Origin of the sequence: Dyadobacter sp. NIV53 (assembly GCF_019711195.1) — a bacterium.
In the GTDB taxonomy this organism is placed as follows: domain Bacteria; phylum Bacteroidota; class Bacteroidia; order Cytophagales; family Spirosomataceae; genus Dyadobacter.
In genome coordinates, this window is record NZ_CP081299.1 from 6,336,518 (window position 1) to 6,357,656 (window position 21,139).

General features: G+C 40.5%; 19 protein-coding genes. 9 read left to right on the forward strand and 10 right to left on the reverse strand.

Annotation, left to right across the window (positions count from 1 at the left end; all coding sequences use genetic code 11):
• Nucleotides 1-129: 129 nt before the first annotated feature.
• The 9 genes from KZC02_RS26075 to KZC02_RS26115 all read left to right on the forward strand — a co-directional run bounded on the left by KZC02_RS26075 (nucleotide 130) and on the right by KZC02_RS26115 (nucleotide 8,238).
• Nucleotides 130-1,683: an aldehyde dehydrogenase family protein gene (locus KZC02_RS26075; RefSeq protein ID WP_229253816.1), complete on the forward strand. Its 1,554-nt coding sequence runs from the start codon at nucleotides 130-132 to the stop codon at nucleotides 1,681-1,683.
• A 174-nt stretch (nucleotides 1,684-1,857) separates the two neighbouring features.
• Complete coding sequence (locus tag KZC02_RS26080; RefSeq protein ID WP_221391340.1) at nucleotides 1,858-2,220, forward strand: DUF779 domain-containing protein; 363 nt, start codon at nucleotides 1,858-1,860, stop codon at nucleotides 2,218-2,220.
• A gap of 226 nt (nucleotides 2,221-2,446) precedes the next feature.
• Nucleotides 2,447-3,727, forward strand: a complete 1,281-nt coding sequence (locus KZC02_RS26085; RefSeq protein WP_221391341.1) for a DEAD/DEAH box helicase — start codon at nucleotides 2,447-2,449, stop codon at nucleotides 3,725-3,727.
• Between the two features lie 160 nt (nucleotides 3,728-3,887).
• Complete coding sequence (locus tag KZC02_RS26090; protein ID WP_229253817.1) at nucleotides 3,888-4,619, forward strand: DUF1361 domain-containing protein; 732 nt, start codon at nucleotides 3,888-3,890, stop codon at nucleotides 4,617-4,619.
• A gap of 28 nt (nucleotides 4,620-4,647) precedes the next feature.
• Nucleotides 4,648-5,379, forward strand: a complete 732-nt coding sequence (locus KZC02_RS26095) for a class I SAM-dependent methyltransferase (RefSeq protein ID WP_221391342.1) — start codon at nucleotides 4,648-4,650, stop codon at nucleotides 5,377-5,379.
• 9 nt (nucleotides 5,380-5,388) lie between these two features.
• A complete protein-coding gene (locus KZC02_RS26100) occupies nucleotides 5,389-6,102 on the forward strand; it encodes a pseudouridine synthase (RefSeq protein WP_221391343.1) in 714 nt (237 codons plus the stop codon).
• 87 nt (nucleotides 6,103-6,189) lie between these two features.
• Nucleotides 6,190-6,729 (forward strand): hypothetical protein, encoded by a 540-nt coding sequence (locus KZC02_RS26105; RefSeq protein ID WP_221391344.1) that lies wholly within the window; start codon nucleotides 6,190-6,192, stop codon nucleotides 6,727-6,729.
• Between the two features lie 49 nt (nucleotides 6,730-6,778).
• Nucleotides 6,779-7,543, forward strand: a complete 765-nt coding sequence (locus tag KZC02_RS26110) for an LVIVD repeat-containing protein (RefSeq protein ID WP_221391345.1) — start codon at nucleotides 6,779-6,781, stop codon at nucleotides 7,541-7,543.
• A complete protein-coding gene (locus KZC02_RS26115) occupies nucleotides 7,540-8,238 on the forward strand; it encodes a DUF3575 domain-containing protein (RefSeq protein WP_221391346.1) in 699 nt (232 codons plus the stop codon). Before KZC02_RS26110 ends, KZC02_RS26115 begins: the two co-directional genes overlap by 4 nt.
• A 97-nt stretch (nucleotides 8,239-8,335) precedes the next feature.
• Here KZC02_RS26115 and KZC02_RS26120 read toward each other — a convergent pair whose 3' ends face one another.
• The 10 genes from KZC02_RS26120 to KZC02_RS26165 form a co-directional block, all read right to left on the reverse strand.
• Nucleotides 8,336-10,756, reverse strand: coding sequence for a TonB-dependent receptor domain-containing protein (locus KZC02_RS26120; RefSeq protein ID WP_221391347.1), 2,421 nt, complete (start codon nucleotides 10,754-10,756; stop codon nucleotides 8,336-8,338).
• Entirely contained in the window at nucleotides 10,737-12,083 is a 1,347-nt protein-coding gene (locus tag KZC02_RS26125; RefSeq protein WP_221391348.1) for an HTTM domain-containing protein, read from the reverse strand. Before KZC02_RS26125 ends, KZC02_RS26120 begins: the two co-directional genes overlap by 20 nt.
• 60 nt (nucleotides 12,084-12,143) lie before the next feature.
• Nucleotides 12,144-13,280 carry an imelysin family protein gene (locus KZC02_RS26130; RefSeq protein ID WP_221391349.1) on the reverse strand — a complete coding sequence of 379 codons (1,137 nt, stop codon included), beginning with the start codon at nucleotides 13,278-13,280 and terminating at the stop codon, nucleotides 12,144-12,146.
• Nucleotides 13,281-13,357: 77 nt separating this feature from the next.
• Nucleotides 13,358-14,533, reverse strand: a complete 1,176-nt coding sequence (locus KZC02_RS26135) for a DUF4856 domain-containing protein (RefSeq protein WP_221391350.1) — start codon at nucleotides 14,531-14,533, stop codon at nucleotides 13,358-13,360.
• Between the two features lie 346 nt (nucleotides 14,534-14,879).
• On the reverse strand, nucleotides 14,880-15,446 hold the full coding sequence (msrB, locus tag KZC02_RS26140; protein WP_221391351.1) for a peptide-methionine (R)-S-oxide reductase MsrB: 567 nt from the start codon (nucleotides 15,444-15,446) through the stop codon (nucleotides 14,880-14,882).
• Between the two features lie 97 nt (nucleotides 15,447-15,543).
• Complete coding sequence (gene bshB1, locus KZC02_RS26145) at nucleotides 15,544-16,275, reverse strand: bacillithiol biosynthesis deacetylase BshB1 (protein WP_221391352.1); 732 nt, start codon at nucleotides 16,273-16,275, stop codon at nucleotides 15,544-15,546.
• Nucleotides 16,276-16,290: 15 nt separating this feature from the next.
• Nucleotides 16,291-17,367, reverse strand: coding sequence for a M23 family metallopeptidase (locus tag KZC02_RS26150; protein ID WP_221391353.1), 1,077 nt, complete (start codon nucleotides 17,365-17,367; stop codon nucleotides 16,291-16,293).
• Between the two features lie 87 nt (nucleotides 17,368-17,454).
• Complete coding sequence (gene trxB / locus KZC02_RS26155; RefSeq protein WP_221391354.1) at nucleotides 17,455-18,414, reverse strand: thioredoxin-disulfide reductase; 960 nt, start codon at nucleotides 18,412-18,414, stop codon at nucleotides 17,455-17,457.
• Nucleotides 18,415-18,574: 160 nt separating this feature from the next.
• Nucleotides 18,575-20,524 (reverse strand): OmpA family protein, encoded by a 1,950-nt coding sequence (locus KZC02_RS26160; RefSeq protein ID WP_229253818.1) that lies wholly within the window; start codon nucleotides 20,522-20,524, stop codon nucleotides 18,575-18,577.
• Nucleotides 20,479-21,060, reverse strand: coding sequence for a 7-carboxy-7-deazaguanine synthase QueE (locus KZC02_RS26165; protein WP_221395199.1), 582 nt, complete (start codon nucleotides 21,058-21,060; stop codon nucleotides 20,479-20,481). The genes KZC02_RS26160 and KZC02_RS26165 overlap by 46 nt, the downstream gene beginning before the upstream one ends.
• Nucleotides 21,061-21,139 lie beyond the last annotated feature (79 nt).

Below are 21,139 nucleotides of genomic sequence, written 5' to 3' on the forward strand. Positions count from 1 at the left end.
GCTAAATATAATTATTTTTTAAATAAATGAGATAATTATGCTACAATATGGAACGATTGTACCAATGTTTGGTCAAATGATCTTATAAATTTGTTGTATTAAATCATTAAATAAAATCATTTTTAAGTTATGGATACGATCACCGCAGAACCAAAAGCTGAGAGTAAAGCCAACGTAAATGAAACACTGGCGAACAGGCCGGAATTTAAGGAGAAGTACGGAAATTATATTGGAGGTAAATTTGTGGAACCCGTAAAGGGAGAATATTTTGATAATATATCACCTATTGACGGAAAGGTTTTCACCAAAGCAGCGCGGTCAACGAAGGAGGATATTGAAAAAGCATTGGATGCAGCTCATGAAGCATTTGCAACCTGGGGTAAAACGGCAGCAGCTTACCGGAGTAATTTGTTGTTAAAAATAGCGCAAATTATTGAAGACAACCTGGAATACCTGGCTGTGGTCGAAACGATTGACAATGGTAAGGCAATCCGTGAAACCCGTGCGGCGGATCTGCCTTTATGCGTTGATCACTTCCGTTATTTTGCTGGTGTAATCCGTGCAGAAGAAGGAGGGGTTTCAGAGCATGATGAGAATACGGTTTGTATCAATTTGCATGAACCGCTTGGCGTGGTTGCGCAAATTATTCCATGGAATTTTCCTTTGCTCATGGCAACCTGGAAAATTGCTCCTGCATTAGCCGCCGGCAATTGTATTGTCGTAAAACCTGCTGAACAAACGCCGACATCTATTATGGTATTGATGGAATTAATCGGAAATATTCTGCCTCCCGGCGTTTTAAATATCGTAACGGGTTATGGTGTGGAGGCTGGTAAACCGCTGGCATCTTCTCCCAGAGTTGCCAAAGTTGCGTTTACCGGAGAAACTACCACCGGCCGGCTGATCATGCAATATGCTTCTGAGAACCTGATTCCGGTTACAATGGAGTTAGGCGGAAAATCGCCAAATATATTTTTTCCCTCAGTTGCTGATGCAGATGATGCATTTTTTGATAAAGCCATAGAAGGTGCGGTTTTGTTTGCCTTGAACCAGGGCGAAGTTTGTACCTGTCCATCACGGATTCTGGTTCATGAAAGTATTTATGATAAATTCATGACCAGGGTAATCGAACGTACCAAAGCGATCAAAATGGGGCATCCGCTGGATAGTACTACTATGATGGGTGCCCAGGCTTCTAATGACCAGTATGAAAAAATCCTTTCGTATCTGAAAATAGGAAAGGAAGAAGGAGCAGAGGTATTGGCGGGCGGAGATGCGCAGACTTTTGAAAATGGGATTTCTGGCGGTTATTACATTCAGCCTACTATTTTTAAAGGACATAATAAAATGCGGATTTTTCAGGAAGAGATTTTTGGCCCGGTTGTATGTGTAACTACTTTTAAAACAACAGAAGAAGCTATCAGCATTGCCAACGATACTTTATATGGATTAGGTGCAGGAGTCTGGACAAGGGATGCACATGAAATTTATCAGGTGCCTCGTGCCATTCAGGCAGGCCGCGTGTGGGTGAATAATTACCATGCTTATCCGGCACATGCTCCGTTTGGCGGATACAAAAAATCGGGTTTTGGAAGGGAGAACCATAAAATGATGCTGGGCTATTACCGCCAGACTAAAAATATGCTTATTTCTTATGATAAAAATAAGCTTGGGTTCTTCTGATAAAAAGGTCTCACGCTGAGAGTAAGAAGTTAGTCACAAAGGTGCAGGTTTTTAGAGAAGTCAACTTTTCAAAAGTTGACTTCTCTTATTACCATTAAACTTTTCAATCAATTACTTCATTATCTGTGAAACCATTAATCGCATAAAACCTTATTCATTTAAATCTAATAATCCATGATACCAAGAGTCACAGTTACTCCGGAAGCTACCGAGATAATAAATCAGTTAAAGAAAAGATTTGGAGAGTTGATGTTTCACCAAAGTGGCGGATGCTGCGACGGTTCGCAACCCATGTGTTTTGAAAAAGGGGAATTCAGGACCGGTGATAGTGATGTATTGCTGGGGGAAATTGCAGGATGCGAATTTTTTATGAGCCGGGACCAGTTTGAATACTGGCAGCATACACAACTAACTATTGACGTTACGCCGGGAAGAGGATCGAGTTTTTCTCTTGAAATTCCTATGGGTGTGCGGTTCATCACCAAATCCAGGATGTACACGCCCGAAGAGGCAGGTGATCTGACAGAAGTAATATAAAAACTATTTTACCGAATTATTTTAAGTTAAGTCTTACATCCCCACACATATTCACTGTTAATCGGGATGATTCCTCTGTGCCTATTCTTCGCACTTCAAAGTTATTTAGTTATATTTGTTTAAAATCAAGCGGTTTGCTGACTGGGAAATTAAAAGTCAGCTCTTTTTGTTACCTAAATATGTCAGAGGCAGAATTTTTCTTCCAATGGCCTTAAAAAGCTGAATTTTGAATTTCAACGAATTTGATCTCCACGAAGACGTTCTCAACGCCGTGGATGCCATGAATTACCAACAAGCTACACCTATTCAGGAACAAGCTATTCCTCATATTTTAAAAGGAAAAGATCTTTTGGCCTGTGCCCAAACCGGTACCGGTAAAACCGCAGCTTATTTAATCCCCATTCTGGATAAAGTGGCTCATCAATCGGGCACACATACGGGTGCGCTTATACTTGTTCCAACGCGTGAACTCGCTGTTCAGATCGACCAGCAAATTCAGGGACTTGGCTACTTTGTGGGTGCAACCAGTATCGCCGTGTACGGTGGCAACAAAGGGCCTGAATGGGATCAGCAGAAAAAAGCGCTCACCCAGGGAGCCGATATTATCATTGCTACACCTGGCCGGTTGATTGCACATTTGCAATTAGGTTATGTTACTTTCAGCCAGATCAAACATTTGGTACTGGACGAAGCGGACCGTATGCTGGATATGGGATTTTTGAGCGATATCCTGAAAATCATGAGTTTTCTTCCTGCAAAAAGGCAGACACTTATGTTTTCGGCAACCATGCCTGCTAAAATCGGAGATCTTGCCAAACGCATTTTACACAATCCGGAAGAAGTAAGATTAGCCGTTTCCAGGCCTGCCGAGCGTATTGATCAGCAGTTTTACATGGCTAAGGACGAACAAAAACTTCCATTACTGACCCATTTATTGAGTGAAGTTCAAAATATAAGTATGGTATTGTTTACTTCACGTAAGTCTACGGTGGAGCCAATCGTACGTGCTTTGAGAAAACTGGGGCTTGAAGCCAATGGAATTTCATCCGATTCTGATCAGGCCAACAGAGAAATTGTACTGAGGGATTTCAAAAACAGAAAATTTCCTATTCTAGTAGCGACAGATGTTTTATCGCGAGGAATTGATATTGATAATCTGAGCCACGTTGTTAATTACGATGTTCCGCGTGACCCTGAGGATTATGTCCATCGGATTGGCAGAACGGCACGTGCTGAATCCAAAGGAATTGCGATCACTTTTATCAATGAGCAGGATCAGAAATATGTTCTTAAAATTGAACGCCTTTTTGAAAAAGAAATAGAAAAACGTTCTCTTACCCAGGAACTCGGATTAGGTGATGCGCCGGTTTTTGATCCGAGAAAGTTTAGAACCACCGGACCCGGGAAACCTGGTGGAAGCAAATCAGGCAATAAGCCTTCTGATTCTTCATCAAGAAATAAAAGACGTAAACCTAAAAATGACCAGAAAAGCCAAATTAAGGCTTAATTACCCCCCTATCAGTAGTTTGTCAATAATAAGGCAGCAAATAATAAAAGAAGATTAAAGGAATTATACATTGGGTCAATGCTCACTTTAACGAAAATTACCCGCTATTTATCTCTTCTGTTTGTTTGGTTTTTTATTGAAGTACGAAAATTAAAATTGAATGGCATTAGAACGATTTATAGAATGGGTTAAAAATTATAGGTTTACGGTTTCAAATCCTCCCATTATTTCAATGGAAGGATTATTTTCGTTGTTACTGCTCCTGATTCTCAGCCTGGTAGCCGTATTTTTTCATCTTGTCCGTATTTTCTTTAATGCACCCATTGATTTTTCAATGGACTGGAATTTGTTTCTAAGCTGGATACCGCTGATCATTGCGTTTTTTGCCAATAACCTGACAAAAAGATATGGGCAGATTCCTGTAATCCTGATTTTCCTGAGTTTTGTCTGGCTTGCTTTTCTTCCCAATGCGCCATACATGATTACCGATCTGGCGCATTTAGCAGTGGACTACAAGCGTGACCTCACATGGCATGATACCATTATGCTGTTTTTTTATGCAGAAGTAAGCCTGTTCAACGGCCTGGTATCGTTATACTGGATGCATCAGGCATGGAGGCACATATTTTCAAGAAACGTTAGCGCCACAATGCTTTTCATTAGTTTGCCATTAGCTGGTTTCGGGGTATATTTAGGCAGGGTCAGGCGGATGAACAGCTGGGACATTATACATGATCCGCGATTGATTCTTAAAAATCTTTTTCAAAGTCTTTTTGATAGAACTGCCTGGGTTTTTAGTTTGGAAATCGGTACATTATTAGGAATTTTGTACGTTGTTTTGTGGGTAATTATTCGCTTCAGGGTGAGGTACACCAAGAAAACATCCAGTTAAGATTTTATTTACTTCCAAGCTAATTATAATGCAGATATCTGAAAATATTAAAGAATCCTATTCCAGCCAGTACGACGCGGATTCTGTGGAATGGCGTAATACAGGTGCGAAATATAAAGCACTTAATATTGTAGCGCTTTCTAAAAATATTAGTTTTAAAAATGTTCTCGAAGTTGGAGCAGGAGAGGGAAGCATACTAAACTGGCTTTCAAAATGGAATTTTTCAACGGATCTTAACTGTGTGGAAATTTCGGAGAGCGGTATCGAAATGATCAAACAAAAGCAGATCGAAAATTTAAAAGAAATCCTGCTTTTTGACGGGTATAAAATTCCTTTCGCTGATGATCATTTTGATCTGGTTATATGTTCGCACGTTATGGAACATGTGGAACACGAAAGGGTTTTGCTCAGGGAAATAAAAAGAGTGTCCAAATACCAGATCTTTGAAGTACCTATCGACTTTTCATTTTATGTAGATAGGAAGCTGAAACATTTTTTAGCTTATGGTCATATCAATATTTATACACCAGGGCTATTTCGTTTTTTATTAAAATCAGAAAATTTTGATATTAAAAACGACATCTGCTATCTGTATCCGGACGAAGTATTAAATCCAACCTTTAAGAATAACCGAAAGGGATTTTACATTACCAAGATCAAGCATTTTATCCTTAAAATGTTTCCTTATCTCTTAGGGATCAAACCCAATTCGTATGCTGTTCTGACTTCTAAAAACAGTAATGAAATCTCCATTTTTTAATACAGTTTTTTGACAGCAGATCCATTACTCGAAATACTTTATCAGGATGCTGACCTGGTTGCGATTAATAAACCACACGGATTATTGGTACACAAAACGTCTATCGCAGCAGATACGAATCAGTTTGCTGTTCAGATACTACGTGATCAGCTTGGGAAAAAGGTCCATCCGGTACACAGGCTTGACCGTAAAACAGGAGGTATTTTATTATTTGCGTTAAGCGAAGAACTTAACAGCCTCATGCAGCAGCAGTTTGCGGAGGGCCTGGTAAAAAAGAAGTACCATGCGATTGTCCGGGGTTTTACCGAAGATTCCATGGAAATAGATTATCCATTAAAACGGGATGACGGCGTAGTGCAGGAAGCATTCACAGCTTTAAAAACACTTCGAAAAACAGAAGTTCCTCTGCAAATTGGCAAACATCCTACTTCACGTTTTTCATTGGTGGAGCTTACTCCGTCGACGGGAAGAATGCACCAGCTTCGAAAACACATGGCGCATATTTTTCATCCGATCATTGCAGACCGACCTCATGGCTGTAATAAACAAAATAAATACTTCAAAGAGCAGCTGGACATGGACACCATGTTGTTACATGCTATAGAACTGGAATTTAATCATCCGGTTACACAGAAACCAATCCACATTGAAGCAGATTACCAGCCTGAATTCAAACGAATGCTGAAAACTCTTGATTTTACAGTATTTACATCTGAACTGTAAATAGTATCCTAGCGGATTAAAATTTAATTAATTTCAGTTACAACTAATTTGTATCACGTTGTGTCCTAATTAAAAAAACGGGATACAATGAAGAATCTTATATTTCCTCTGCTTCTTGTAGTTTGTCTGCTGTCATGCCTGACAGATAACGGTGACGAACCAATTAACGGCATCAGCTTCGATGGTACCGGTTACATTCCAGTATATGCAACTGCTGCCGAGCTCAGCGAAGTAAAAATCACTGATGCACTTGCCTTGGCAGATCCGGGGAAAATATATCTTTTAGATCCTTACATTTTTGTGAATGAAAGGGGAAAAGGAGTTCATATTATAGATAATTCTGATCCGAAAAATCCGAAAAATATGGCTTTTATTTCCATTTTGGGTAATTACGATATTGCAGCAAAGGACAACTGGCTGTATGCCGACAATGTTTCTGACCTTTTAGTCTTTGATATTAGTAATCCCAAAGCTCCCAGGCTGAATAAGCGTATTGCCAATGCCATTCCCGTAAATAATTATCCTCCTTTTCAGAATGTTTACTTTGAATGCGCCGATTCGAAATCGGGCATTATTGTTGGTTGGGAGAAGGTTCCCATGTCGGTAAGGCCGAAGTGTTACAGATAAATATACAGTAAGATTTCAGTTTAAATTAAGCTTCTAAATCTGTATTGAAATGAAAAAAATTACTCCCTTCTTATTCATAGGCATTGCCTTTATTGGTTTAATAATCCTGATAACCAGTTGTGATAGCAGTTCAGATTCTGCGGTCAGTCCGCAAACCGGCTTAGGAGGCTCCATGGCTCGTTTTGCCATAACCGGTAACACCTTATATATTGTATCCAGGCAAAGCCTGGAAGTATATAATATTGCCAATGGCGGCAATCCTGTAAAAGCAGTAACAAAAAATATAAATGTAGGGATTGAGACCATTTTTCCATACAAAAACCACTTGTTTATCGGTGCTACGGATGGCATGTACATTTACAATAATCTGACACCTGATAATCCAACATTGCTGACAAAATATACACATGTCCAGTCTTGTGACCCGGTCGTAGTTCAGGGGAATTACGCCTATGTCACTTTACGCGGAGGAGTCGTTTGCAGAAACTGGGTTGCACAAAGCTCACTGGATGTTGTGGATATCAGCAATCCCGGAAATCCTCAGCTTATTAATTCCCAAAGTATGCAATCACCTTACGGACTGGGTGTGTCAGGAAAAAGATTATTCGTTTGTGAGGGTGATAACGGATTTAAGGTTTTGGATATCAGCGATCCACAATTGCCTGTCATCAAGCATCATTTTACTGATCTTGCTTCTTATGATGTAATTGTAAAAAATAACCGGTTAATTATTACAGGAGCCAAAGGACTTTTTCAGTACTTGTACGACGAAGATGACAATGTTGAACTGTTGAGTAAAATACCGGTATTATGAATTGTCGCATATCATTGCTTTTTATTTTTCTGCTGGTATTTCATTTTTCTCATGCTCAGATAGATCCTGATGAATCCAAAAATCATATTATACTGAAATGGTCCCCGCTTAGTCTGTTTGATATTGATAACACGGTGCAGTTGGGATTAGAAGTGCCGGTAAATGATAAATTTACTATTCAGCAGGATATCGGTTATGGCCATTCCGGTTTTAATGTCTGGTATGCTGATTATGAGAACCGTCCTGATATTGGTACCATAAAATCCAGGACTCAGCTCAGATATTATTTTTACGCAAAACCCAGATTCCGATCCTATCTTGCGGGAGAATATTTATTTAAAAGAGTAGTAAGGCAGGAAACCAAATGGGTAGGTATGGACTGTGTAGATAACGGCGGATGTTCCTATTTTTCGTATAAAAATGTAAAGCAGGGCAAATTTGTTAACGCCCTGCATGCAAAAATCGGATGGCAGTTTTACTTTTCCAACCGAACTTCTCTAGATTTATTTGTTGGCTTTGGGCTACGAAAAGCTCGAATAAGAACGCTGACAAAAGGTGTCGGAAATGTTGATTTTGATAATGGATGGGACTGGTGGATAAATGCTAATAACAACGATCCCCAAATCATTCCCAGTGTGTCAACAGGCTTTCATTTGGGCTTTGCATTAGGAAGATTTAAAAAGAAGGAAGACTAATCTGATGCTTGTTTTTATTACCGCAACTAAGGTTTTATTACCATAGTTCCGGGCTGTCCAACTTTGGATGTTAAAATAAAACGGTTGAAAACAACTTCTATAACTTTACCTGTAGAGTCAAGTAATAGCCTCTTCCGTCTGAAGGCAAAATCCCTGGCCCCGGATATCCGGTTGCACGCCGGGTAAAGTACATTTCATTTCCGAGGTTATTGATACTGGCTTCTGCTTTGATTTTTTTCCATTCGTAAGAAAAACTCAGATCCATAATTTTATAGGAAGGTATAATTCCGACAACAGAAGATATTCCTCCATCCCGCGCATTGGTTGCATCCGAAAACTGATCGGTGAGATAGGTAAACTGGAAAGAGCCTTTCAACTTTTTGTAACCCAGGCGAAGTCCGGTTTTAAGATTTATCTTTGGGACAAATTCAACTTGATTTTCCTGTACACCCGGAATTTCGCTCTTTTTGTATTCCGATTTGATAAATGCAAAGTTCCCGAATAACACACCGCTCAGATCCTTACTTTCCGAATTATTGATACGCAGTAAATCGGCTTCTGCATAAGACTCCAGTCCCATTATAACTGCCTGTCCGACATTACTTCTCAATCTTAAAACACGGTTGCTTTCATCATAAAACTGTACTTCACCAATACGGTTGTTATAATTTAGATAGAACAAACTTATATCGTAATTGTAGAATGAAGTTTGGTGGCTACGAATTCCAAGGTCTATCGAATAACCTTTTTCATCTTTCATATTGGGATCAATAACCGAAGACGGATTTGAAATGCGCATATCGCTAAAAGTAATCGAGCGGTAATTCTGAGAAATATTGGCATACAAATCGAATTTTATTACCGGTTTATAGCTAAACCCGACACCGGCCAGAACGAATTGCCTGGAGTTTTTTCGTGACTCATCGGTATGAGAAATATTAATAACATTGCCTGCAAGATCACGGGATATGTTTCCGTAAAAGCCATCAGCTGTTGTATTGATGTATTCAAACCTTACGCCTGGCGTTATTGAAAATTGGTCATTTACATAAATTATATTTTCTGCAAACGCAGAGACATTCCTGTTTGGAAAGCGGTAGTCGTAAGTGATGAATTTTTCAGGTTGTACAAATGTAAAATCAGCATCTTTTCCCGTTGTGCCTTCTCCTTGCAGGCTGTGGTTGTATCCATAATAATACCGGCTTCCTATTAAAAGCACCGAAGGTATTTTTGCAAGATTATAACGTTTCATATACCTGGCTTCGGCACCCCAGTTATTGAATTGTCCTTTGATCAGGTCCCTTGCGCTGCCATCGTCAATTGTTGCCACACGGTTGGGGCGGAAACCCAGTGAATAACGATGCGCCGACAGACCAAATACTCTCAGATTGAATTCGCTCGTTGTGTTGAATTTATGGTCAAAATGTAAAGCGAACAGATTCCAGCCCACCTGAAACCAGTTTCTTTCCCGGTTCGTTTGTCTTGGATTTTCTTTAAACATGGCGTCTGAAAGTCCGCCGGGTTGCTGCGACAAATAATGCATATGTGTTACATCCAGTCCGACAGAAGTTTTTTCTGTTAGTTGATAATCCAGATCTGTATAAAAAGTATAGCTGTCAAAGTGCGAGTTCTTCCGCCAGCCATTTGCTTTTTTATACTGAAAAAACGAATAATAACTCAGTTTTCCGACCGTTCCGCTCACGCTTGTCAAAGCATTATAAAAACCGAAAGATCCTGCGGTTTGTCGCGCGGCTACTTCTATATTTTTATTTTGAACGGGTTTTCGCATGATGAAATTGATGAGCCCGCCAAATTGTGTACCGTATTGCAGTGATGCTGCACCCCGTACGATTTGTATTTTTTCCACTGCTTCAACAGGCGGCGTGTAATAACTTTCGGGATAACCCAACGCATCTGCACTGATATCATAACCGTTTTGGCGCACATTAAAATTGGAAGTCCGGTTTGGGTCAAGTCCGCGGCCACCAATGCTGAGCTGTAAACCACCACCTTCATTTTCCCAGATATTAAGCCCGGCCACTCTTGAATAAATTTGTCGTGCATTGTTCGTTGACAGGTTGGCCACAAGCTGTTCGGGTGTTATCACTTCTGATTTTTTGCCTTCGTAAATTCCAAGGTTTTCAACGCCTCTTAATCTTGAAAAACCAAAATCGGTCTGTTTCTCTTTTACAGTTATTTCCTCCAATGTCCCATCCATCGTTTCCACCTGCACAACGGTATAAACATTTGATCCTGCAATTAGTATTTTATGCTTTTGCGATTTGTATCCGTTGTAATCCGTTTGAAGATGGTAAGTTCCGTTTGGTAAATCAGGAAATGTAAATAGCCCTTCTTCATCAGTAATTACACTTAAATTTTTATTTAGATAAACAGTACTTCCACTTACACCAGACGTGTCATGCCTTGAAATAATTTTTCCTGATAAACTAAATTGGGCAAATGCTGTTACGGAAAACAGGCACGCAAATATAAAAACACTAGAAACCTTTAATTTCATCGTTGAAGGGGATAATCCATGTTTTATGCCAGAAAGAATCAGTCTCTTCGGCAAGGTTAGTATTGGAACGAACAATTGGTTTTCCTATCCGGCCGTTAAGAGCAACATACGAATCCACATAGATCTGTGGTTTATTATAACCTTTTTGTTCATAATAATCGTGAAGGATATGCGCATATTGCAAAAGCATATCCGGCTGCGTACTCACCATTTTCTCCTGCAAAGTGGTAAGGAAATTGTTATTATTAATTATTTCCTGCTTTCCGCGATCATCTCTTACGGTGAACTGTGCATAACCTGCTTTTTCCATGAGCATAACCCGCCATGAAAAGCGATAACCCTCCTCGGTCCAGAAAAGCTCATCAGGATATAACAGGTACCGAAACGGGAATAAAAGCTGGATTGTAAAAAATAACACCAAACCGGAGTGCAGGACGAGGGCCGAAATGGGAGAAAAAACATAGTTTTTTGCCGGTCTTAAAAAATTAGGTTCAAACTGAAAAGCAGAGCCTATTGCAGTGATCAGGTTCTGATGGAATCGTCCTGAAAAGAAGATCAGCGCCGTGACAATCATTACATAAGGAAACATACCGATTGGAAACAAAAGCGCAGTAAGCAAGTGAAATAAGACAACAGTCGCATAAGCAAATGGCCTGGTTTTCCTGTTCCATAGTAAGAACCCGATGCTTAAATCATACAGGCAGCCAAACCAGCTGAATACAAATGGAACCCAGAAGGAATTAAATAAAGATCCGATCACAGGCATGTCGTTTCTCGCTGGCAGCCATATTTTCAAAGGTAAAGCGAGTAAGAGCCAGTCACTGTTCAGTTTGGCCAGCCCTGCATAGAAATATAAAATACAAACCATCAGCCGGATAGAATCAATGCACCATGCCGGAATTTTATCAGACCTTAATGTTTTTTTTCTGAAACTATCTACTGAAAAACAGACATGCGCAGGCAGGAAAATGAGCAGAAAACAAATCAGGCTTACAAAATAGTAATGATTTAAATAAGTGGATTTGTCAATGAGCTCAATGTAAGTAAAACTCAAAAATAAACCGGCTGCTGCCCAGCGATATAAAAAACCCAACGCTACAAGAAGTGCGCATATTCCGCAAATTGCAAATAGCAAGTAAGTATTTTCACCCAATGGTTTTACAAATTCAAATCCGTAGTAAGGGAAAAAATGCAGAGGTTTAATGTACAGCTCTTCTATCCAGCCTTTGTTCCAAAAGCGTATTATACTGGCCAGTATCATAAATCCAAACAGGATCCGGAATACAGCAAGCGGTGCGGCAGAAGTGTATTTTTGTAAATAGGGCATAGGCCACAAGGCTATCAGCCAAAGCTCATTGCAAAAAGCTATGAGCCAACAGCTTTTTGATTAATCTCCGTCGTTGTCTGTGTATGTAATGGTAATGCTCATCGCAGAAGTCATGTCAACTTTCAGCATCCGGACAGCTTTTTGCATTTCGGTATAAGTATCTTTCATGGCCTGGTTATTGGTCAAAACCTCTTCATAAAAGTTTGGATTTAAAGCATCAACCTTCTTTTTGCTTGCGTCAAATTGCGTATTGATCATATCGCTGAGCGTGGTACCAGTACTGCTGTCTTTTGCTCCCAAGCCATCCAGATAACTTTTCAGGGAAGGCCCGTTAACTCCGGTTTTCAAGTTTTTACCATTAAAGAAATCAACAACAGCCTGATGAGCAGCCTGTGCAAGACTTTGAGAAATATCTTTTTTATAAAATCCTTCTACTTTTTCAGCGGCTGCAACACCATTTAACATAGCCCCCGAAGGAATGCCGATTTTACCCGAACGGATATATCTTTCATAATGTAAAATGTAGCCATTCACCAGCTCACCCATGGGAGAACCAGTATCCGTTCCGGTTTTAGTAATAAAGTCTTCATGGTAATTTCCGTTCCATTCAGTTATTACATTTTGAATCAGATGATCCATGTGCCCGGTAATGCGCGTTAAGTAAGCAAGGCGTTTGGAACCATCCGATGCGGATGTATACCAGGTGATAATTTCTGCATCCGTTTTGCCAACTCCGTTTAGCATATAATCGAGTGCCGGAAATCCCTGCTTGTCATACGAAGCAGTTACTTCAAGATTTTCAGAAGGATTGTTGATATAGGCAATAATTCCCTGAACATTGGCAGGATAAATATTATAATAATTTCGGATTGCATTCCTGGCTCCCGGGCCAAAATCAAACAGCTCGGATTTTTGCCATTCGATGTATGCAGCTACCCAGGCGCTGCGGAATTCGGTGAGTGTTGTAATATCAGGTTTGGCAGTGAAAGCCTGGGATTTGGCCAGCATCACATCAAACTTAGTTTTAAAATTGGCGTACGACGGGATAATAACATTGTCGGCCAGGTTAGTAAGTACGGCCTTGCGGTCCTTATTCAGATCAGGTTGGGTTACATTGGTTTCACTGTCCGAACATGCCCAGGCTGATAGTCCTGCGAGGAGGAAAATGCCTGCTTTTTTCCAGAGTTTTTTAGTCATCACTTAAATGATAATAGTGGGCCGGTTGCAATATGATTGCCGCCAGCCCACTTTAATTTTATAATAAGAACGAAGATTTACAACTTGAATTTCGCTTTGATGGCGTCAGAAGCTGTTGTAATTTTTGTTGGAGTCAAATCCCAGAAACCGTTTTCAGAACCAACCAGCCCAAGAAGGATCTGATCAGAGAAAGCAGGTGTTCCACCATTGATCGTCAGAAAGCGAAGAGAATAAATAAAGCCAAGGCCTTCTCCAATTGCATGTGCTTTTATTGCATCCGTAGCACCATTTCCCCATTTGCCCAGATAACCAACTGCTGCTGCTGCAATTGCTTTTTCAAATGCTGCTTTGATAAAGTCAGCTTGCTTTTTTAATTCAGCTGTATCGTTGTTCACGATCGCTGCACGGCCTTTCAAAAATGCAGGATAGATCTGAGCATATTCTGCTTTGTTATATTCCCAAACATAAGAACCCAAAGCAAATTCGGTAGTTCCTCTCACATCGTTGGTAGAACCAGTCAAATAAACAGGATTTAAGGTAAGTAATCCATATGCTTCGTCCCAGTTTTGTTCAAGCTGCGTATAAAGTTTTCCGCTAACTACTGTTTTGTTATCGGCCTCAAGACCTTTTGTCAATAAAACATTGGCAATGTAATCGTATTCCAATGAGCCAATTAACGACTTCTGGATAATTTGTATCGGTTCAATACCCTGTGCATTCACCAGGTAAGTTCCCAGTTTCCCTGCTTTTCCTTTTTCAGCAACTGCCGTTACCGATTTGCTTGTAGCTGCTGTTTCGGTAAACAATGTTTCGAATCTCACACGTACTGCTTCTGCATCAGCTGCTGGCCATGAAGTTGCTACTACATTCCGCAATTGTACCCCGGAAGTATTCAGTTTGGTACTATCCGCGAAAGCATTACCTGTATTGGCAAACATGTTTTTGAGTACAGCTGCGTCAATTTCTTTATTATCACGAATAGAAGTACTGATGAGGGTATTCAACGCCTGGAACATCCTGTAGCGATTGTTTCCATTGGATAAATCAACAGTTGATTTACCGGCTGCGTCTACAAAAGGAGTCGAGTAGGGCGTCGTTGCTGTAAGCGTAGCATAATCAATCTTAGTACGCAGGTTGACAACTACGGGAGGTACAACATCGGGAGCTACATCGTCATCGCTGCACGAAAAAATACCTAATGAAAGTACTGATGCAAAGAGTAGGGCAGGAATGCGTAAATTTTGATAAAACATGATTTTTATAAATAATTGTTAGAGATGATTATCGGTGCAGCATTTCCAATCATTATCTGGATTAATACTAAACCGGTGACAAACATATAGATTATTTAGAATTAGAACAAATTATATTTGTTGATAAGAGGTTCGCCTGAATTCATTTATTTTTTGATTGTAATGTAAAACAGGAGTATGTGTCTGGAATTGAATTATTTAAATAAAAGAATATACGTTTTGCGTACACGGGATTCATTAAATTTTTGTCTGTATTTTATTGTAAAATACCTGAAAAATGAAAATTCCCGGACTAACAGTTTGTTACTGTTAATCCGGGAATTATAATCCTGTTTGTTTCTTTATATCAGCTTCCGCTGTTGGCTTTTGTCTTTTTGTTGTATTTTTTTTCTGCGGTCTGCGCTTTTTCAAAATCCAGAACTACTCCGTTGATACAATAGCGTAAACCGGTTGGCGGCGGGCCATCGTCAAATACGTGCCCTAAATGTGATTTGCAGCGGCCGCACATTACTTCCGTACGACGCATTCCCAGACTGTTATCACTCGCTTCAATAATGGATTTTTTACTGATCGGTTCAAAAAAACTTGGCCATCCGCAGCCGCTTTCATATTTGGCATTACTACGGAAAAGTGCATTTCCGCAAACAGCACAATAAAATGTGCCAACCTCTTTTGAATGCTCGTATTCACTGGTAAATGGCCGTTCTGTTCCTTTTAAACGCGCAACGTTATAAACTTCCGGAGCCAGGATCTTTTGCCAGTCTTTATTACCAACATTTACTTTTGAAGTATCAGTATGGGAATATTCAGGGCTTTTTTTCTGGTTTTCCGGTTTAGAAGCCGGCTGTCCGTAGCAGTTCTGGAGAAGTATCCCGATCATGCCGCATAACAGCAGGGTTATTTTATTTTTCATATGGTCTGTTGGTTTTATTTAACTTATATACGATAATAAGCGATCAAAAGTTGATTCAAAAATCATTTCTTTTTTAACAACAAAACCGACAAATAAATTAGAGAAATACTGATAAATCCTTTACGCCCAGTTTGCGGCAGGTAGTAAAACCTTCTCCAAAAGTTACACCAATCGAATGTCCCATTTCCCGCGCTCTTGCTATGGTAAATTCCAGAAAATCGGGAGATGAGATATAACTTTGCGGTTCATTGCTTGTTGCATCGTATTCAGGAATGTGAAACTGGCTTTTGAAAGCGCGGATCGCCTGAAGTTTCTGATCATGGAAAGGGGTGATATCTACTACAAAATCAGGTTTGATATACCGGTCCTGAACAGAATGAAATACGTTTTTGGGCCGCCATGCTTCCTGCGGCTGTCCATTTTCATCGAGTGTTTCTACCATCCTTAACCCGGAATAAAAACAGCTGTCGGAAACCAGCTGAGCGCCACGTCCATGATCCGGGTGACGGTCGTCAATACTATTTGTAATTACAATATCGGGCTGGTATTTTCGGATGTAATGAATAATTGCTTTCTGGGACTCTTCATCATTTTTAAAAAAACCGTCCTTCAAGCCTACGTTTTCACGAATAGCAATATTCTGGATTCTTGCTGCTTCCAAACCTTCAAGTATTCTGCCTTCCGGCGTTCCTCTTGTACCTAGTTCTCCTCTTGTCAGGTCTACGATCCCTACTTTTTTACCCAGAGCCATCTGTGCTAAAAGTGTACCGGAACAGCAAAGTTCCACATCATCCGGATGTGCGGTGATGGCCAAAATATCTAATTTCATAGGAAGGTGTTTCAATTATTTAATGCGAAGTTTCTGACCGGGACGCAAAGTCGATCTCGTAGAAATTCTGTTCTTTTTAGCGATGGACGAAATGGAAACGCCGTATTTGCCGGCAATGGATGACAAAGTATCACCCGAACGTACCTTATGCAAAATAGAACGTTTATAGGATACCGGTACAGCATCGCCGGATTCAAATTCGCTTTTGGTTGATTTGCCACGCAAGTGATTCCAGGCCTCACTGGTCAGCATAAAATGGTCAGATTTTATTTCTTTTTTATCCCAGTCAAAAATATGGCGGGAGTCGAATGGATTTCCTTCGTAACGGTTCTCATAATGTAAATGTGATCCTGTACTCCGCCCCGTATTTCCTCCAAGCCCGATTACTTCACCCGCTCTTACAAGCTGACCGGATTCTACGAGTTGCTTTGACATGTGTCCATAAAGCGTTTCCAGGCCATTATAGTGGCGAACCAATACAAATTTTCCATAACCGCTGCCGTCAAAGGCTACAATCCTGACCATACCATCGTACGTAGACCGGACACTGTCACCCGTTTCCAGGTCCAGGTCCGTTCCATTATGCCAGCGTCCCCATCGGTACGAAAAATTGGAAGTTGTACGTGTTGGATTGAGTGGCACACTCCACATTCTGTTCGCGGCTTCGTCAAATAATTTAAGATCTACGGGTTCGTCAAATTCCAGCGGGCTCAGGCCGTATGGATTAATAGCGCGTGCATCCCATATTACATAATATTCGGCTGCTTTTACCCATTCGTCTGCTACCAGTAATGAGTCTACTACCTCAACCACTTCTGTTTCACCTTCATCAATATTTGAGGTATCTTCACTTACAACCGGATTAAGTGGTTTGACAGGTTCGAACTGATTCTGGAATTTTAAGTTTGAAGTTTCTACCTGATATTCGTCTTCAGGCTGTGGAGTTCCTGCTTTGGTAGGCCCTTCGTTTGCATTGTCCCCGGACTGGTTAATTTTTGGATTCCTTTTAAATTTTCCCCGCTCTTGCGCTTGCGTGTCCCAGGATATCAAACACAACATCATTAGCAAACCAACAATAAGCTTTCCTTTCATAAGTATAAATAATAGATCAAGCTGCACTGTATATTTTATTTACAGTGCAGCTTGATTTAAATTTCTGAGTTCAGTGGATTATTTCCTTTATGCGGTTACTTCTATAATTTCTTCAACTTCACGTTCCATCAAAAAGCGTTCAGCATCCAAAGCTGCCATACAACCGGTTCCTGCTGCTGTAATTGCCTGGCGATAAACATTATCCTGAGCATCACCGCAGGCAAATACCCCTTTTATATTGGTACATGAACTACCTTTAATGGTTTGAATATAACCGGTTTCATCCATGTTGATATAACCTTTAAAAATATCCGTATTCGGTTTGTGGCCAATGGCAACGAAAAATCCGGTAGCTTCCAGCGTACGTTCTTCCCCGGTTTTGCTGTTTTTTACCAATACGCTTTCCAAACCATCTTCTCCATTCAATTTTACGGTTTCAGTACTCCATAATATTTCAATATTCGGAAGCATTTCCACACGTTTCTGCATGATCTTGGAAGCACGCATTTCATCACGGCGAACCAGCAGGTATACTTTACGCGCTAATTTTGCAAGATAACTCGCTTCTTCGGCGGCGGTATCGCCAGCACCAACCACCACCACATCCTGTCCGCGGAAGAAGAAACCATCACAGACAGCACAGGCAGATACGCCTCTTCCGTTTAATCTTTCTTCATCTTCAAGTCCAAGCCATTTGGCAGAAGCACCGGTTGAGATAATTACAGAATCTGCGGTAATCTCATGTTTCCCGTCAATAATTACTTTATGTGGGTATGATGTGAAATCTACTTCAGTTGCGAGTCCGTAACGAACATCGGTACCAAAGCGTTTTGATTGTTTTTCAAAATTTATCATCATTTCCGGGCCAGTGATCCCGTCAGGATAACCCGGATAATTGTCAACTTCTGTGGTGATTGTTAATTGTCCGCCAGGTTGTGCTCCCTGATACAAAACCGGGTTCAAACCCGCACGGGCAGCATATATGGCGGCTGTATAACCGGCAGGGCCGGAGCCAATAATAAGACAGGATACTTTTTCGGATGTCATGATATTTTATAACTAAATGTTATTTTAAATGAAGCTTTTAGCTACCAGCTTTCAGCTTTTTTGCTTTTTGGATGTTTGTTAAAAACGTCCGCATACTCGTAAAATACAACAAAGACTTGGTGACAAAAGTGCGAAAAATAGCTTCATTTAGCAAATTTCATTACTGTATCTTCCATTCAATGCGCCTGTTCTTCTGGCGATTTGGTTCTGAATCGTTGGTTATTACAGGTTTTGTTTCGCCATATCCTTTTGATACAATTCTTTCAATAGATATTCCGGTTTTCTGCAAATAATCCTGAACCGACTGTGCCCTTCTTCTCGATAATTCAAGATTTTCCTTGTCTGAACCTACATCATCCGTATGTCCTGATATTTCTATTTTAATGCTTTTATTCTGATTCATGAAATCGGCCATTTTATCCAGTTCCACCTTTGATTTTTCATCCAGATCGTAGGCACCAGTTTTAAAAAAAATGTTGTTTAAAACTTCAATACGATCTTTTTCTATTGCTTCCAATGGAATTTCGAGGTTAACAGATGAAGTAGAATCGGAAACATTGAAGGAAAGGCTTTTAAATAAATAACCTGTTTTTGACACATAAAAAGCATATTCGCTTCCACGGTTCAGTACCGCCAGGAAAGTGCCCGTTTTGCTGTCGGATGTAAATGTGGCAACCTTATGCTGTGATTTTAAATCGTAAAGATCAATATCAGATGACAACGCTTTACCTGTTTTTTTATCAAAAACTTTCCCCTTTGCATATCGGGTCGGCACAATCATTTTTTGAAGCGAATCAGGTAGTTCAAAAGTATAAAGTAACGAACGGCTCCGGCCATTATCCGACTGGTCGTCGTCTGAATAAAATGCTCTTTTGCCATCCGATGCTATATAAAGTCCTACCTGCTCCGAAATGGTATTGATCGGGTAGCCAATGTTTTTTGGTTCTGACCAGGTGGTATCAGCGCGTTGGGATACAAAAATGTCAAATCCTCCCATGCCTGGCAAACCGTTGGATGCGTAGAATAAGGTTCTTCCATTGGCATGAATAAATGGTGCATTTTCTTCGTCGGCAGTATTAATAGTTGGTCCCAGATTTTTCGGTTCGTTCCATTTCCCTTTTCCGTTCAGGTAAGAAACCCAAATATCTCTTTTTCCCTGTCCGCCACGACGGTCAGAAGCGAAGTAAAGCATGTGCCCGTCAGCGGACAAAGACGGCTGGGATTCCCAGTCCCTGGTATTGATCGGTTCGCCCATATTTACCGGCGTACTCCAGTCTTTCCCTTCTTTACGGGTAATGTAAAGGTCGCAGCTGCCATAACCATCCTGACGGTTACAGGCAGTAAAAACCAGCGTCCGCCCATCGGCAGACACACTGCAGGTACCTTCGTTATTGATTGTATTGATTTCTTTTGAAATTTCTTCCGGCACGTCCCAGCCTTTTCCCTTCCGGTGAGTGATGTAAATATTTTCGTCCCGGTTTTCTGTTAAACCAGAGAATATCAGTGTTTCATCATCTGCGGTTAATACGGGGAAATATTGTGAATGTAAAAAATTTACTGTGTCACCCAATGTATGCTTTTGAATTTTTAAAGGGCTTTTAACTGCATTTCGGGCAAACTTGGAAGAATTGACTGATTTTTCAGCAAGCCGTGCCAAACTTGATTTTGGTGGAAATAAGGAAAGCGCTTTTTGATAGTTTACCAATGCAGAATCATATTTTTCCAATTGAAAAAAATAACGCCCAAGCCACTGGTAAGCAGTAGCCGACTGGGCGACCGATGGTTGAATGGCTACAAGCCGGACGTAATGCAGTTTGGCTAAATCTGTATTTTTTTGAAGATCATAGATCTGGGCAAGACGCAAATGGCTTTCTGCGTGGTCTGGTTCTGCCTGAATAACTTTTTCAAACAATGCAGCCGCTTCATTCAGCTGACGATCCTGCCAGGCTTTTTGTGCTTTGTCATAAAGTTCCCGTGCTTTTTTTGACACTGGCACATTTTGCCCGAAACCGGGCTGCAAACAAACAAAAAATCCTATTAGAAAAGTCAGTAAAGCGCGGTGCATTATGGAATATTCATGTACTTGTGTGTCTGTAACGACATTTTCCATTTTGGATTGTCTTTGATATAATCAATTATCAAAGGCAGCATTTGCTCGTGCTTACTCCATTCCGGCTGTAATAATAAAGTACAGTTTTCATTGACTAATGCAGCATGTTCTTCGGCAAAAGCAAAATCACTTTTGTTATAAATAATCGCTTTCAGCTCATTGGCGGCTGTATAAATATCAGTATGCGGCGTTTTAAATTTCTTGGGAGAAAAACAAACCCAGTTCCAATGCCCGGTAACCGGATAAACACCGGATGTTTCAATATTCGTCTGGAAACCAGCATGCTGTAAACGGCTTGTCAGTTCATCCAGATTATACATCAGAGGCTCTCCGCCCGTTATCACCGCCAACCGGCCTTTATATTGCAAGGCACCTGCTATAATAGTATCCAATGAAGTTTTGGGATGAATGTCTGCATCCCAGGATTCTTTTACATCACACCAGTGACAGCCCACATCACAGCCTCCAAGGCGGATAAAATAGGCTGCTTTACCGCTATGCTGGCCTTCACCCTGTAAGGTGTAAAAGGCTTCCATCAGGGGAAGTTGAGTAGTAACGATGGGTAATGTTTCAGTAAGCAAAATTGTAAATGACAAGTGTTAAAAAATAGGTAAC